This window comes from Clostridium sp. AWRP, assembly GCF_004006395.2.
GTDB lineage: Bacteria > Bacillota > Clostridia > Clostridiales > Clostridiaceae > Clostridium_B.
In genome coordinates, this window is sequence record NZ_CP029758.2 from 4,436,202 (window position 1) to 4,451,434 (window position 15,233).

A 15,233-nucleotide genomic window follows, 5' to 3' on the forward strand; every position below is an offset into this window, starting at 1 on the left:
TTCTTATGCCCTGTAAGTCCAATTTTTACAAAATAAAAAAGTCTTATTTCTAAGACTTAAATTTTAAGCATAATAAAAGCACCTACTGTTTTTTCTTAGTAAGTGCTTTTAACCAATTGTTATGAATTTCTCATCAGGCGCATTTTCTTTTACTATCACTCTATAAACATGGGTGAAAAATTTCTGTACACTTTTAGATGTATCATTTAACGCTAATTTTGAACAGTTAATCTTTTTAGTTTTCTTATTATATTCGATTTGTCCATCTAAAAGATCACTTTCTTTACTATAAGCATATATTATTTTTTCTGTATCATCTTTTATTTTTTTTAGATGCCACCACACACTAATCATCTCCTGTTATCATTGACCACCAATTATATTTTTTATTTGCAACTTTATGGGCTGTTCTGTAATCATAATTGTGTACTTTCATTTGGGTTAATTCTTCATATTCATGATTTAATAATATTAAATCAGAATCTTTAATATTATTACCATCAATCAATCTTTGCCAAGCTTGAGCCATATCATAGTCAGAGGCAAATCTCTGCATTTCTCCATTAAGCAAATGCTTATCTAAAAATACATGATGTTTTACAGCATCTATCTTTTCTATATCCCAACCTGTATTTTTAGCAATTGTACTAATATCAGACTTTCTATTACGTATTTCTTCATAATACAATTCTGCATGTTTATCACGTCTTTTAAAATCATCCGGTGAAATTGCTCCTGTAGGTATTATATCACTTTTGGAATTATTTAACCATTGTTTATAATCCTTATAATCAATAATGTCCTTAGTCTCATTGTCCTTTCTTTTTGTCGGCTTCCAGTCTGCAAAAGGTACATTTATAAGTACGCAACGACAACGTGGATGCGTATCAATAACTGGTTCAGGGTGGTTTTCATTTATTCCCCAAACTTTACCGTCAAGGCTTGCATCATGTGGAGCCGTCCTACTATCTAAAGTTGCAGACCACATTACTTCCTTGCATCCAGAATCAAGCCCAATTTGTTCCTGTGCTTTCACTGCCACTCTTGCAGTTTCAGTTGACACAAGACGGTTGCTATCATAAGCAGAAACATTAAAAGTATGCTGTATATCTTTTGCTATTTTATCTATTGTAGTATTGCCTTTAGAGGCTTCAGCTATGGAATCTTTTAATTTATCTATCATGGCAGCTTTATTGTTCCAAATCCTACTGCTAAAAGTTTCCTCCTTGAATTTTGCATTTACTGCTGAATCAATAAATTCCTGTTTTGGCATCTTGAATTTTATATCTACATCCATACCACTATCAAGTACATAAGCATTTTTACAATAAGTATCCTTATAGGTTTTATCCAGTATACCCTTAACCTTACTAACTTCCTTTTGCCCCAAATCCTTTCCCATACCCTTTAATTTATCATCAATTTGAGCCATTACAGAAGCTTTTTGAGAGTTATTAAATTTTAGCATACCATCTACACTATATTTTATATAAAGTAGGCCTATGAAGCTATGTAGTTCATTAAGCTTGTCTTTTTGATTAGAATACACATCTTTCATTTGTTCATCTGCATATTTTTCAGAATCAAGCCTTATTTGCTCCACCATCTTCCGGTACTGGGGATCCATTTTCATCTATTCCACCACCATTCAAAAGACTTTGACCAATGCTGTTAGCCTCATTCTCTTTTTTTAGCTCTGCCATTTCATTGTCAACATTATCAACAAATGAAAGTTGGGAAAGTCCAGTTTTAAGACTTAATTTTCCATTAAGTTGTGATATTATTTGACTCATCATCAAATCATCTGTAGGTATGTTTGGAACAATCTTTATGTCTATATCTTTCCAGTCATAATTTTTATTTTGTTTTATCTGAAGATATATAAATAAAAATTGCAATCTCACTTTAATGGCATCAACTAAAGCCTGTATGTTATTAGTACATTTTTCCTCCAAACCAATTAGCCTATTTCTAAGAGCCAAAGAGCTTGTATTACTAACAAGTTTTTCATTATTATTTATATGAGAAGCTAATTGATACATCTTATCTTCTAAGGTATTCAAAGTGTTCTGTACAAAGCTATCGTTTATCTCTTTGATTAACCACTTAGCGTCTGCCTTTTCTCCTGGTAAATTCATAACTCCCAACCTCTTCATTTTATCAAGGTCAGTTTCTCCATTTTCGTCCTTTGTTGTATCATCAAGTTTACAACCTTTAAAGGCAAGATATGCATTTCTAAAATCGCTTATCTCATTCACCATGTCAGACAAGTTAGTTTCATAACCATCTTGAAGCCCTTTCAAAGTAGAAAATAAACTTTCGTCTACAGTTCCTATTTCAACTACACTAACTGGCACTTTACCAAATACATTGGTATCAATATTATTACTACTTACAGGCTGAAATATGTCTCCTATAACGGTATAATGACCAATGTCCGTATCTGTGTAAACATCAGCATATAAAGTATGTGTATCATCAAATTTCTTTGTCCAGAATCTAATAAAAAGCTGCGTATTGCCGAAATCATCCTGTAAAATATAAGAATTTAATGGCGTACAAATCAAATTATTAAATAAGCCATTACTGTCAATATAATATAACTCATAAGCTTCATTAAAAATAAGACTCTGTTTACACAACTCTTTATTATGTTTTTCCTTCCAATGCTTAAAATTTAGCCTTATATCCTCAATTACATTCGCATTACTGGAGTGGCTTGAATATGTTATTTTATTTCCACAGCAATAAGAAGCCTCTTCATTAACGAATTTTTGTATATAATTACAACGTACTTTTGTATTAGCACGCTTAGTTATCATTTTGTACTTTTCCATAGCCTCGGTATGGCCATCATAATATTTTTGCATACTCATGTATATTGGAAGTTTCATATCAAAATCTTGCTTACATTTTCTTAAAAGTTCTAAGTCTGCTGGCATAATGCTCACCTCCTACAATCCTAATTTCCTGCGGTCAAACAATTGGACCTTTTGAATGACTTCTATATTTTCAATTCTGTTGGCAAATTCTGCTGTAATATCTGGAGCATCATCATGGAGTGAAAATTTTTGACCAGCAAACTCAAGGATCTGTTTAATAAACTCCTGATCCTCTTCAGCAAAAATAATTTGTCCTTTATTCATATAAGGAATGATAGTTGAAATCTTATCATCTTTATTTTTTCGCTGCATTTCATTTATTATGGTAATACCTCTAACACTTAAAACATGATCTGCATTGATTTTATTTTCAAGTAAGTTAGCATCTGCACCATTAAAGGTATTTTTTTCAATATAAACATGAGTAATATCAGGATATTCCTTCAATAGATCAATAGCATGGCTAATATATTTATCAAAGTCAGTTCTTGCATTTATCCTAGCTAATTCGGCCTTACGGACATACTTTAAGTTATTATCCACCTGTGAACCAACCAAATAAGCACTATAATCAGATTTTCCACTATCTGTACTAGCCGGGTCCATACATAACATAGTTTTTGTAAAAGAGTGTGTTTCAATTTCTTTTCTTGTTTCTGTAGCAACAGTTTTAAACCATCTTTCCCCTATAGAATCAACATCGCCTTGAACCTCTTGCTTAAAACTTGCTGGATTTTCATAATAACTAAGTGCCATATCAAGGCAATCCCAAAATTCATCCCATAATAAAAGATATTTCATTTCTTTTTCATGCTGCCAGTAAAACTCTTTAGCATTTTCAAGATGATCCTTATCCTTAAAATTAAAAAGGATGTTCTTGAATTGAAGCCACAGACCAGTATTAAAATACGTGTCTATATCATCAATCAAAACACCCTTTTCTTTCTTAAATTTCCATGTTGGCTGCTTTAATAACCTAGAATAAAAACATTCTTTATGCTGCAAAGTTCCAAGAGCTATGAGCGTTGTCCCTTTTTTTACTACTTTTCCAGCTCTTTTAACTGCCTTTTGTACTGCATATTTAACATCATCACTAAATCTTTTCCATTTCTTTTCCCTAGCATCTTCAGTTCTAACATCAGGCTCGGACTGGTAATCATCAAGAATTATAAGGTCGGGCCTGTTATTGCCATATTTACGACCACGCATAGGAGAACTAGAAGAAATAGCTTCAATAAAAGTCTTGTTAGTAAATTCAAGCTGTGTGGAATTACAAATATACCTTTTGTCCTTGTCATCAAGTAACTTGCCAAATGCTTTCTCAATATATTTATTCTCCAGAAATGTATTTTTAATATCTTTAATAAACTTCTCTGCTGTAGTGCCTATGTCAGAGCAAATAAGGGTATATTTTTTTATTCCATATGCATGACACCAGCAAGTTGGAGCATAATCGCCAAAAGCACTCTTTCCTGTACCTCTTGGAAGTATCCAACCCCTTTGACTTGATCCACTACCAATTATGGAATCTTCAATGTCATGCCAAATCTCATGATGAACTTGTGCTATAGGTGCTGCAGTGTTATTCTCTTTTGGCAAAAATGTGTCCTGAAGAAAATACATACAAAAAAACTCGAGAGAAATTTTCCCGAGTTGCCAGGCTAATCCATGATAGCCAAATAAATTAGAACTATGCTGCAGAATCATATTTTCGGCTGCTGATTCATCAAATCCTACTTTCTGGAGGTATTTATATAAGAGAAATTTATTTTGTTCATCTTCATTTTGAAACATTGTTATCATTCCTCAAAATTTATATAGAAAAAATAAAAGTAGCAAGGATTTTCTTTCCCTCCTACATTTCTTTTAACAATAGTAAATGGTAATCCAAGAGTATCACAAGCTTTTATGTAATGTTGCAGATCTTCCAGTTTATCACTGAACTTTATTTGTATAGTTTTTTTAGTTTTCTTAATTTCTACCTTTGCAGGTTTATTGAAAAACAAATTATTCACCTTCTTTATTTTAATTTTCAACATAAAAAAGTACATCTTTAAAATGTCTTGTCTATACTCAACATTTCAGATGTACTTAACATTAAAAGTTTTTTATTTTGATAGATTTATTATAGATGCTATTATGTTTTTAACCCTTTTTGAATTCAATATTACTTTCAACACTTTTAAAAAAATATCCTCATTATCTATCTTTAATATTCTATCTTTACTAAATGCAAAGTTTAGGTTAATTTTACCTAATTGTGGCGATATTTCACTAAACATATTTTGATCAACTTCTAACTCAAGTGGGTATGTTGCTAACCTATGACAAACCTCTATAAGAAGATATCTATAATTTTCTAAAAATTTTCCTCTAATATAAAAGTCATATACAAAACGCCATGAATCTTCATGAAATTCTCCTTCATCTTCATCAATATCTCTATAATCATCTTGATTTATTATTTCTTCTTTTTTTGTATTTCTTTCTACAAATCCATAAACATAATCTTTAGTTAGTTTAGGCAAATAATTCCCTTGTTCTTCTAAAATTTTATTAGGTGTTAAAAAATTATCTTGTTCCATTTCTCCCCATAAACTATTCATAAAGCTCCTCCTATATTATATTAAAGAAAATTGGCAAATGATCGCTAACCGATGGTTTATTATTCTTCAAAAGACTTTTTCCTCTAATGTCGGTAATTATTTGTAAGTTCTTTAAATTATTTATTAGTTGTGGTCTAATAATAACCTGATCAAACATATTCCAATAGTAATTTACTTGATCTGAATTATTATAGTAATATGTTCCAGGTGGTCTTTTAATATCTCCAAATAAATTCCACATTGGGTTATAAAACATCAAATATTCTTTTCCCAAAATTTTTCTTTTCTTCTTTTGGGCAGTTTTCCTATCGAAAATGGAATGAAAACCTTTAGCAGCTATCATAGGTTTTTCAAAAGGATTCATATTAAAATCACCAACTATAATGCTATTAAAATTATTAAAATCATTTTCACTTTTTTCAATTGAAATTCTCATATCTATTAGCTCACTAAGCTTATCAAAATCATCTGATTTATACATATTGCTAGGCAAATGAACAAATGTTACGATATGTTCTTTTAATGTATCATGAGGTATCTTTTTTATAGTATAGTAATTTTCTTCAATCCCAAGTTTAATTTTTTCAGGATAATATTTAGTTAAGACATTAATTCTACATCCTATACTAGGTTTTTCATATAAATTAATTCCATCATTAGATAAATCTTTTAATAATTTATCAATATCATCCTCATATTCTGCTAACCCCACTATATCACAGGATAAATCTTTTATCATCATTACTAATATATCATTAATTTTTTTCTTATTAGTATTCCAAAATAAATAGTTCATAATTTATTTTCCTTAATAGTTTGATATATTTATTATATCATCTTATGGCAGATCTTATCTAATGGTTTTTAAAATTTACCACAGAAAATACGGCGTCGCTCACCGGGCTATTTTTGTTCCATCAAATTAGAAGGTACCCGGGGTCAGGAACTCCATCCATGGTCTTAAAGTATACTATTTTAGTTAACTTCGCTAAACCTTAATTTTGCGAAGTTATAAAAAGCCACTCAATCATAGTCATATCAATGCTTTCAATACATTTCCTACTTGATAACTTTTAGCTTTTTGAACTTATCTAACTGCTCTTCAAGATCATTCTTATCTACATTTTCGTTGCCATCTTGTGTTTCATCATCACCTATAGCCGTTGGTACTCCTAGTGTTCTGTCAATTAGATACTTATTAGCAGAGAACTTTACTCTTTGATCTGTGCTTTCCTTTGCTATCTTCTTTACTTCATCAATATAAGTGTTTACATCTTTTAATATATAAGCATTGCCTTGATTCTTTATGTCCTGCGTTCGCCTGTTCAGCGCAGCCTTAACCTCATCACTATCTTTCCATGTATAAATTGAGGTTCTGCTTACTCCAATCTTCTTGGCAATATCAGTAATCCTGTAACCTTCTATAAGCATTGTAATCATCTTCTCTTGATCTTTAGTAAGCAACTCTATCCCTCCTTTACACTTAACATAAATAAGACACTCAGAACTTAATCTAAGTGCCTTTCTTGTAAATTTCTATGATACTATAATAACACAGATTGTATTATATATATCTTATATAAATCTAATATTTTTATATAATATTTATTATAAATATATAAGAGGTATTAATTTCTTTATTATTTTACTTTTTAAACAAACACAATATACTTCATTTCTATCAATTATTTGTGCTATTACTTTGAATTGAAGTTTCTTAAAATATCTTAGTTCTACTAAATTCATTTCATCATCAGACAAAGTCTCTAATGCATTATCAATCTTTTCTAATTGGACTTTAAGTTTATGTTTTCTTTTTCTTAACTGTTCTGGCTTCAATGCCTCATTCTCAACTGCACTATTAAATTTATTTGTAGGTGCTGATTTCTCTTCATAACTTATAGCTTTACATCCTCCACCTTCACTCTCCAACTCTTGTAATTCTAAATCTATATTCTTAATTTCAGCTTTTATAGCTTTGTAATTATATAAATTTGATTCTACACCTTTGTAATATTTTATAGTAAACACCTCTTTTCAAAATGTTTTTACTCATTAAGTCTCTTTTGATAGTTTGCTTTTTCAACCTGAAGCTTGACCGTTTTCTTAAAGTCTTTTTCATTCTCTGCATTTAAGATAGCATTTTCAATTTCTACTATCTTTTTTCTATAAAAATCTTTAATATCCACATAATCACCCCTCGGTAACCTTTTTGGTAACTAAAATTTTAGCTTTTAGTTACCTACCTTAACCATTGATATATCTATCTTTACACGATTTTTTTAACGAAGTAACCTTTTTGAAAAATATATGCAGTCAACTTTATATATAAGCATGTACACCCTCGTGTGTGTATATATATATTTAGGTTACTTGGTTACTCATATATATATATATTATATAAAGCTAGTAATACCAATGCCTTGAATAGGTAACCTTTTTGGTAACCAAAAGGTATCTATTTTAAAATTTGGTTACTTCTTATTAAACTTGTCTGGAAATACGACTTTCTGCTCATCTTTCTCCCACTCATCCTCGAAAATATCCGGCGGAGCTATTGCCTCAAGTCCTAACTTCTTAATTTTTTTAATATCATATAAATCAAATTTTATATTTACTTTATCAACTTTTATTTGTCTTTCTGACGGTTTTAACAAGTATCCTGCCATTTTAGTTTGCTTCTTAAAATCCTTTAGCTCCATAAGTGATTGTTTATTTCCAATATCCCTCATATAGGAGAAAATCTGATTATACATTTCGCTTGTCCTTATATATAAATTGCCGTCTTTACGTTGGACTGCCCTTTTTATATTTTCATCAATAATCCTTCCATCACCTATAATTTGGTCATATAATGATAAAATCTTTTCAATCTCTGAAAGTGAATCGTCCATATCATCAAGTATCTCATTCTTTATATTGGTAGCAACTGTGTTATTATAATTTTCAATTTCCTGCAAATCATGTTTACTAAGCAATACATTAAGTATGTCGATTCCAGTGCAAATATTGACTGCTGTATTTCGAGGCCTGTCTTTAATTCCTTTTATTTTGTCGGATTCGGCTTCTCTGATGTTTTTGTATTCTTCTACTGACATATTCAAAACAATATCTACTAAGCTGCGCCCTAATTTATTTAAAATTTCTTGGTGGTTTATAATCCATTCCATGGCAGCGGCTTGCTCTTTTGTTCTTTGACTTTTTGAAAAATAAACTATACATGACCTTTCATTAATCGCTTTTTCATTATTAACAAAAGTTTCCTCACCCGCAAGTATAAGCGGCCTCATGAGTGCAAGGACTGTATTACTTTTTAAATTTCTATTACCTCTATCAACTGTATGTCTGTCATAAGAATTTCTCAAAATTTCACTTATCATATTTTTCTTATAATCGTTCATTTTACTTGGCTTAAATTCTTCAAAGAGTAATGAATAATTTCCTTCACTTAAAGCTTTTTCCATAGCAAATGGCGTAGTTAGTGTGATTGACTTAATATCATCCTTCGGGTAGTTTAAGATAGCAGCAATAACATTTTCCATTACCGTACTTTTTCCACCACCACTTTCACCTGCTAATAGTAAATGATGAAAGCTGATATTTAATTCTATGGCTTGGGCTATTGCAAAATTATTAATTATAGTACCTACAACTGAATAACTTATCCGTTTTGGAGCAAACTCAAATAAGTATTTCATAAGCTCCTGTAATTCTTTCTTTTCTATAGATTTTATATTTATAATTTTAATAGCTGTACCACCATCACTTTTTATATTTGGATCTACCCCTTTATTTGAAATCATCCCATCTTTTGTGACAAGTTTAATCTCACCATCTTCAAGTACAAATCTGGTGCCTGAGTAAACTTTGGATTTTTCAAGAGCAAAGTATTTGTTTATCCATGCCTTTAAAGTCATTAAATCATCAACTTTGCCCTTAAATATAAGGTCCATAGAGCCAAGAAAATTTCTAAATGACTTTGGATCATCAAATACGCTTACATAATCCATTTTCTCAATTATGTTACCAAAAGATGTTTTTATGGACAGCTTTATGCCTTCTACATCTTCATTTACATACTTAATCGCTGTGGCATCAACTATATTGAAATTAGTCAAATATATTTTTCTTTCATCCTCGCCCTTAAAAGTAGTTTTATAAATTCCAAAAGAATCCTGCTGCAACTCATATTTATTTTTTAAATCTAAGGATCTATTAAAAGCATTTAACAAATCCTTTTTATCGTGTCCAACCTCTAACCAGTCTGTGACATCTTTGTTGTCTCCCATGGATTTTATACCCGGGAGGTTTATAAATTTGAATGACTTTGCTGAACTGAATAGTTTTTTATATATGGACCACTTATATTTTTCTCCGGCTTCTCCTGTGTCACCACAAATGTATAAGTATGCATTTTCATACATAGACAAATCTTTTACATTTTTAACACTGGTAGCAACATAACCACTTCTTTTAAGCACAGAGTTAAGGTTATTTACATCTTTTTCACCTTCACATATAATTATTACTTTTCCATTTTTAATGCCTTGTATGGCTTGATATAGGTTATATGGAAGTTCATCACATCCACGCTTATTAATTACCTTACTGTCCTCAATATGATAGTAAGAAAGCCGTTTTTCGCCCTTATCGTTCTTGAATTTGGCTTTGAAGTATTCAATTTCGCCCTTATCATTGGTAAATGGAAATAACCCTATGAGCTTATCTTTCCAGCCAAATTTCTTTATTTGCCAATCTATAAAACCCTGTACTTTTTCAGTCTGCTGCTCTTGAATACTTTTTTCAACTGTAAGCCCCAAATACTCCCGGGCTTGGTTATATGTCATGTTTTTAATTTTTTCTATAAAGTCTATTGCATCCCCTACTTCTCCACAACCAAAACATTTAAATTTATATTTGTTTGCATCTGGAAAAAACTTAATAGATAGGGAAGGTGTTTTTTCATTATGGAAGGGGCACTTAATGTACCCCTGTCTATTAAAATGTTTTCCTATTTCTCTTTCTATTAATTCTTTTAAGTCTATGTCCTGCAGTTCCACCTTCTCACCTCTTTTCTGATTGTAAGATACCTACGAATTAGCCAATCTTGTGAATTATCTCAAATTCATTTACATCTTGAACATCCTCAATATCTTCAATCTCTTGATTTCCTTGAATATCTTCATTTATAAATGCTGTCATTGTTACTTCTGCTTTGACTTTTGCTTTATACTTCATAACATTTCCTCTTTCGGGCTTATATCTGCATCCAATTCCTTTAAGAAGTTCCTAACACCATATTTAAGTGTTAAAAATATTTCTTCTCCTGAATCAGCTTTATTCACAAAACTTGTACCATTTAAAAATTGGTCTTGTAAACTTTTTAATCTAGCAATAAAAGATACTGGTTTATACAAACTTCTATAATTGCCAGTTTTAATATTTTTCAATCCTCTTTCATCTTCTATAACTAAAAACATTTTTATACCTTTTTGTTTTGCTCTCCTAAGTTCTCTTACTAGTCTTATATCATCATGTGTATCTGTTTTATCAGATAAGTTGTTGGCAAGTTCATCAACTGAATTTTTTCTTTCAACTGCTACAGGAAAATATAAATCTCTGTATATTCCCATTTCAGGCCTTTTAGTTATTATTGCAGTATAATCACCTTCATCTATTTTTTTCTTTTTATATTTAATTTTTTTCTTATCAAAGTAATCTAAAATATGTTGATTTTTGTTTTCATGTTCTCTTGTATCATATAAAACCATGAAGTTCTCTTTTAATAACTTGTCAATATCTGTCTTTGAAAATTTATAATGTATTTGCATCTAATCGCCTGCCTTTATATGTTATAATTATATTAGTTAATACCTTGAGAAAGGGCATTACCTTGGAAGACTCGGCAAAGCAACTAAAGGAGGGATGTTTTATGATAATCAATTCATTTAAAAACTTTGTAAAATTAGTTGCATTTGTTGGAATAAGTATCAATTTCGGAATTATTTCTCTAAGCTTTGCCAAGAGCTCTTTCTGAGGGTATTAACTGAAATTTCATTTATCAGAATGGTATATCCCCGTCGTCCTCAACTTCTACATAATCAGCATTATTACTTTGTTGATTATTTTGACTTGAATTATTACTTACTTTATCTCCCCATTCTAAGAATTGAACCTCTTCTGCAATAACTTCAGTAACATATCTTTTAGTACCATCTTTTGCCTCATAATTTCTTGTTTGAATTCTCCCTGCAATTCCTGCTAATTTACCTTTAGTTAAATAATTGGCAGCACTCTCAGCTTGCTTATTCCAAACCACTATAGGTACAAAATCAGCTTCCTGCTGTCCTTCTTTTTTAAACCTTCTATCAACTGCTAATGTAAACTTTGTTACTGCTGTCCCATTGCCGGGTAAAAACTGCAAGTCAGGATCTTTGGTTAATCTTCCTATTAAAATAACTCTATTCAATTAAAATCACCTCTAAGCTTTAAATGACATTTGCTTTGAATTTTCGCCAGGCTCAAAGTGCGTTTCTAAAATATAACTGGATTCCAAATCAGCCGTATGGAGTGCAACTCCAGCCTTACACATATTCCATGCATTACTTATGTTATTGTAATTTTGGCTTGGCTCATAACCACCCATATGCCACCTAATCATTAATATTTCTTCTTTGCTAAGTGGTATAAGTCGTTGCAATAAAGCAACGCTCTTTTCACCATGTCCACAAGGGAATAAGTCATTAACTCCATAAGCTGGCATCTTTCGCCAAACTGGTTTTTCTCCTACTCCTGCAATATTTACATTCTTGACATAAGTTGTATAAAAGTTAGTTTTACATATATCATGAAGCAACGCAGTAATTTTTACTGTATCGTCACTTAATCCAAAATCATATATTTTATTTTCCCTCTTAAATATTTCATACACATTCAAGCTATGTTCTGCCAAGCCTCCTTTATAATTACCATGGTATCTAGTAGAGGCAGGAGCTTCAAAGAAATCACTGTCTTCTAAATATTTAATAACTCTACTCATGCCTTTTCTTTCAGTACTATTCAATAATTCAACTATTTTATTTTTAATTTCTTCCAGTTTCATTTTTTACTCCTCTCTAAAATGGATCTATATCATCATTTTCAGTATTTTCCTCTGGTGCTTCATCAACTGGTTCAACATCTATAACATGCTTATATTCTTCAAGGGCTTTTGACAACTCATTTGCACTATCATAAGTTAGCTTTCTAAGGCTTGCCCCATGTTCATTAGCAAATGTTTCAAGCTTGCTTATATCTGCTTCTCTGCCTTCACCTTCTACTAATCCTTTTTGTTCTCCAAGCTGCATAATATATTGTTTTTGTTCTTTTTGAGCTGGCTTTGGTGGATCTGGCATTTCGTTCTCTTTTTCAAGTTCCTTTTCTGGATCTACTGGTTCTGTCTCTAGGTCCTTATCATTAATATCCATTTCTTCAGCTACATATAATCCTTCAAAATCTTCTGGATACGCTTCTCTAAGTGCTTGTACTAAAGCTACTTTTCTTATCATTGTAGCTGGCCTTTTGGTCCAATTTGAATTAGTAGACCCATCTGATTTGGTACCTATATATTCATCAAGTGTGACAGTAATTTCAGTAGGAAATTTTTTATTTTTCCTGTATGCTTTAGCCCATCCACCGACCAATTTTTCTTGACCTTTAAGGTAGAATGTTCCACTTCTCTGTTCAATTTCTTTCTTAAGATTTATTACTATTACTCCTGCTTCGTGCCCTTCACTATCTGGATTCCTTGATTCTCTTTTAGTAAATGTATCTTTCCCAACTATCATAGTAGCCGGCTTATTACCATATTTGACAAGGTATGCCTCTCTTAAAAACGGATTCAATTTTTGGCCCTTACATAATTGAAGGAAAACACCTACTTCTTCATTTGTAACTTTTGTTGGATCTCCTGATACTAAATATTTCTTCACTATAGAAGACGTTAATTTTACCTTGCTGCCATTAACCTCATATTCAACCCTGGTCATTGCTTGAACTTCATCATTATTTAATCCTTGCATTATTTAAGTACCTCCACCTCTAATTTTTTATTTTCAACAACTCTAGCTATTAGCATTTGTGTATTTAATTCTTGTATTTGTGTAATACTTTCAGCATTATCAACGAATACTGGAAAATGTAAATCTAGCATATTGGCTATAAAATTACTCATTTCAAGACCTGCTTTAATCTTTTCTGCATTAGATAGCTTATTGAATTCTCTACCTTCATAAAGAATCTTAAAATCATCTTTAAGCTCACCATCTTTATTTAATTTCTCAAATTGGAGCTTAACCTTATCTAAATATTTACCTATCATTTCAGACTGTTTTTTTAACTTTATAGAGTTGTATTGTTTACCTGCATCTATAACAACTTTTAATTCTGCTATCTTAAGTTTAGAATTTTCAATCTCTTTTTTAGATTGTTCTACCTCATACTCAATCTTTTCATTCTGCTTTAACAGAGAATCTATATTTGCATTATGAATTAAAACTTGCGTTTCTTCTTCTTTAAGTTCTGACAATCTATTTCTCATTACTTGCAACTTTTCTTCATTCTCTTTATTAATTTCATTTGTTTTATTTCTTAATTCTTCTATTTTTTTATCTATAACCTCAAGCTGCTTACCAATTAAACTTTTCCACTTTGCAGATGCTTGACTGTTCTTCTCTGTAATTTTTTGATTTTCACTTGAAATTTTATCTATCTCAGCCTTTTTAGATTTACCTTCCTGAAGTACTTCTTGTAAATTGTTACTTAAACTTTTTCTTATTGTTTCATTAATATCTATTTCATTACCGCACTTACCGCATTTCACTATATTTTTACCTAAGTTGTCTATCTTCACTTTGATATCTTTATATTGTTTTAATAATGAGTCTTTTTGAGCTTTCATAATGGATATATCTGTTGTTTGTTGGGTTCCTTGGAATCCTAATGATAATTCAACTTCTAAATTTTGTCTTTCTTTTTCAAAATCTTTTATCTTAGGATCTTCAGGTAATATTTTTATAGTCTCTATTTTTGATTTAAGACTATTTAATTCCTTATCATCAAATACTTTCTTTCCTGGAATTTCTATAGGCTTGGATCCTTCAACAACACCTTCACAAAATATAATATTTTCTTCCTGCTCTTTCAGCTCTGCCCTTTTATCACTTAAAAATGTTTCAGGTACCTTAAATTTATTTTTTACTAATTTCTCTTTTAAAAAGTCTCCAAGTTCTTGAAATATCTCTTCCTTATCTATAGGTTTTAATATGCTGCTTAATAAACTCTTTGCATTTTTAGGTGCTAACTCTGGAAAATAATAAGGATTAAATATGCTTAAAAAAATATCTTTATTCTTATATAAATCCTTTGTTAAATCATTATTAGTTATCTTATCTTCATTCCAATAAATTTCGGTACTAGACCCTTTCTTTCTTCTTATTAATGTTTGTGCTTGGCCATCTAATTCAAATTCCAGCACAACTTCAGTTAATTTAGGTTTTTTATCATTTACAAGTTTGGTAGTAGCCTTTTCATTTCCACTTATATCACAACCTGTCATGCACCAAACTATTGCATCACCTATACTTGATTTTCCAAGTCCATTGTCTCCAGTTATCTCAGTTCTATATCCTAGTGGAAACTCTACTTCTTTTAAATAACCCTTAAATCCTTTGATCGTAATTTTACTTATTTCTAATTTCATCTTCTC

At 30.7% G+C, this 15,233-nt stretch carries 17 protein-coding genes; all 17 read right to left on the minus strand.

The window, feature by feature from the left end; translation table 11 throughout:
• Window positions 1-108 precede the first annotated feature (108 nt).
• Complete coding sequence (locus DMR38_RS20850) at window positions 109-345, minus strand: hypothetical protein (protein WP_127723561.1); 237 nt, start codon at window positions 343-345, stop codon at window positions 109-111.
• A 1-nt stretch (window position 346) separates the two neighbouring features.
• On the minus strand, window positions 347-1,606 hold the full coding sequence (locus DMR38_RS20855) for a minor capsid protein (protein ID WP_175413082.1): 1,260 nt from the start codon (window positions 1,604-1,606) through the stop codon (window positions 347-349).
• Entirely contained in the window at window positions 1,584-2,942 is a 1,359-nt protein-coding gene (locus DMR38_RS20860) for a phage portal protein (protein ID WP_127723566.1), read from the minus strand. Before DMR38_RS20860 ends, DMR38_RS20855 begins: the two co-directional genes overlap by 23 nt.
• A gap of 12 nt (window positions 2,943-2,954) precedes the next feature.
• Window positions 2,955-4,676 carry a hypothetical protein gene (locus DMR38_RS20865; RefSeq protein WP_127723568.1) on the minus strand — a complete coding sequence of 574 codons (1,722 nt, stop codon included), beginning with the start codon at window positions 4,674-4,676 and terminating at the stop codon, window positions 2,955-2,957.
• Window positions 4,677-4,681: 5 nt separating this feature from the next.
• The gene (locus DMR38_RS20870; protein WP_175413083.1) at window positions 4,682-4,921 is read right to left on the minus strand and encodes a hypothetical protein; all 240 of its coding nucleotides are present in this window, start codon (window positions 4,919-4,921) and stop codon (window positions 4,682-4,684) included.
• A 69-nt stretch (window positions 4,922-4,990) separates the two neighbouring features.
• The gene (locus DMR38_RS20875) at window positions 4,991-5,488 is read right to left on the minus strand and encodes a hypothetical protein (protein WP_127723572.1); all 498 of its coding nucleotides are present in this window, start codon (window positions 5,486-5,488) and stop codon (window positions 4,991-4,993) included.
• A 10-nt stretch (window positions 5,489-5,498) separates the two neighbouring features.
• Complete coding sequence (locus DMR38_RS20880) at window positions 5,499-6,284, minus strand: endonuclease/exonuclease/phosphatase family protein (protein WP_127723574.1); 786 nt, start codon at window positions 6,282-6,284, stop codon at window positions 5,499-5,501.
• Window positions 6,285-6,547: 263 nt separating this feature from the next.
• Window positions 6,548-6,952 carry a helix-turn-helix domain-containing protein gene (locus tag DMR38_RS20885; RefSeq protein WP_127723576.1) on the minus strand — a complete coding sequence of 135 codons (405 nt, stop codon included), beginning with the start codon at window positions 6,950-6,952 and terminating at the stop codon, window positions 6,548-6,550.
• Window positions 6,953-7,096: 144 nt separating this feature from the next.
• Window positions 7,097-7,519, minus strand: a complete 423-nt coding sequence (locus tag DMR38_RS20890) for an RNA polymerase subunit sigma (RefSeq protein WP_127723578.1) — start codon at window positions 7,517-7,519, stop codon at window positions 7,097-7,099.
• A gap of 17 nt (window positions 7,520-7,536) precedes the next feature.
• Complete coding sequence (locus tag DMR38_RS22060) at window positions 7,537-7,677, minus strand: hypothetical protein (protein WP_175413084.1); 141 nt, start codon at window positions 7,675-7,677, stop codon at window positions 7,537-7,539.
• Window positions 7,678-7,962: 285 nt separating this feature from the next.
• The gene (locus tag DMR38_RS20895) at window positions 7,963-10,548 is read right to left on the minus strand and encodes a CHC2 zinc finger domain-containing protein (RefSeq protein WP_127723580.1); all 2,586 of its coding nucleotides are present in this window, start codon (window positions 10,546-10,548) and stop codon (window positions 7,963-7,965) included.
• A 37-nt stretch (window positions 10,549-10,585) separates the two neighbouring features.
• Entirely contained in the window at window positions 10,586-10,726 is a 141-nt protein-coding gene (locus DMR38_RS22065) for a hypothetical protein (protein ID WP_175413085.1), read from the minus strand.
• Window positions 10,723-11,313 (minus strand): ERCC4 domain-containing protein, encoded by a 591-nt coding sequence (locus tag DMR38_RS20900; protein WP_175413151.1) that lies wholly within the window; start codon window positions 11,311-11,313, stop codon window positions 10,723-10,725. Before DMR38_RS20900 ends, DMR38_RS22065 begins: the two co-directional genes overlap by 4 nt.
• Window positions 11,314-11,549: 236 nt before the next feature.
• Complete coding sequence (ssb, locus tag DMR38_RS20905; RefSeq protein ID WP_127723583.1) at window positions 11,550-11,957, minus strand: single-stranded DNA-binding protein; 408 nt, start codon at window positions 11,955-11,957, stop codon at window positions 11,550-11,552.
• Between the two features lie 12 nt (window positions 11,958-11,969).
• On the minus strand, window positions 11,970-12,590 hold the full coding sequence (locus DMR38_RS20910) for an HD domain-containing protein (protein WP_127723585.1): 621 nt from the start codon (window positions 12,588-12,590) through the stop codon (window positions 11,970-11,972).
• Between the two features lie 13 nt (window positions 12,591-12,603).
• On the minus strand, window positions 12,604-13,548 hold the full coding sequence (gene bet, locus DMR38_RS20915) for a phage recombination protein Bet (protein ID WP_127723587.1): 945 nt from the start codon (window positions 13,546-13,548) through the stop codon (window positions 12,604-12,606).
• Window positions 13,548-15,227 (minus strand): DNA repair protein, encoded by a 1,680-nt coding sequence (locus tag DMR38_RS20920; protein ID WP_127723589.1) that lies wholly within the window; start codon window positions 15,225-15,227, stop codon window positions 13,548-13,550. The genes bet and DMR38_RS20920 overlap by 1 nt, the downstream gene beginning before the upstream one ends.
• Between the last annotated feature and the right edge of the window lie 6 nt (window positions 15,228-15,233).

Coding starts and splice junctions, on each gene's coding strand:
- DMR38_RS20880 (WP_127723574.1), bottom strand. CDS start 6,284: ATGAACTATTTATTTTGGAATACTAATAAGAAAAAAATTAATGATATA.
- bet (WP_127723587.1), bottom strand. CDS start 13,548: ATGCAAGGATTAAATAATGATGAAGTTCAAGCAATGACCAGGGTTGAA.
- DMR38_RS20865 (WP_127723568.1), bottom strand. CDS start 4,676: ATGTTTCAAAATGAAGATGAACAAAATAAATTTCTCTTATATAAATAC.
- DMR38_RS20860 (WP_127723566.1), bottom strand. CDS start 2,942: ATGCCAGCAGACTTAGAACTTTTAAGAAAATGTAAGCAAGATTTTGAT.
- DMR38_RS20910 (WP_127723585.1), bottom strand. CDS start 12,590: ATGAAACTGGAAGAAATTAAAAATAAAATAGTTGAATTATTGAATAGT.
- DMR38_RS20875 (WP_127723572.1), bottom strand. CDS start 5,488: ATGAATAGTTTATGGGGAGAAATGGAACAAGATAATTTTTTAACACCT.
- DMR38_RS20855 (WP_175413082.1), bottom strand. CDS start 1,606: ATGGTGGAGCAAATAAGGCTTGATTCTGAAAAATATGCAGATGAACAA.
- DMR38_RS22065 (WP_175413085.1), bottom strand. CDS start 10,726: ATGAAGTATAAAGCAAAAGTCAAAGCAGAAGTAACAATGACAGCATTT.
- DMR38_RS20920 (WP_127723589.1), bottom strand. CDS start 15,227: ATGAAATTAGAAATAAGTAAAATTACGATCAAAGGATTTAAGGGTTAT.
- DMR38_RS20870 (WP_175413083.1), bottom strand. CDS start 4,921: ATGTTGAAAATTAAAATAAAGAAGGTGAATAATTTGTTTTTCAATAAA.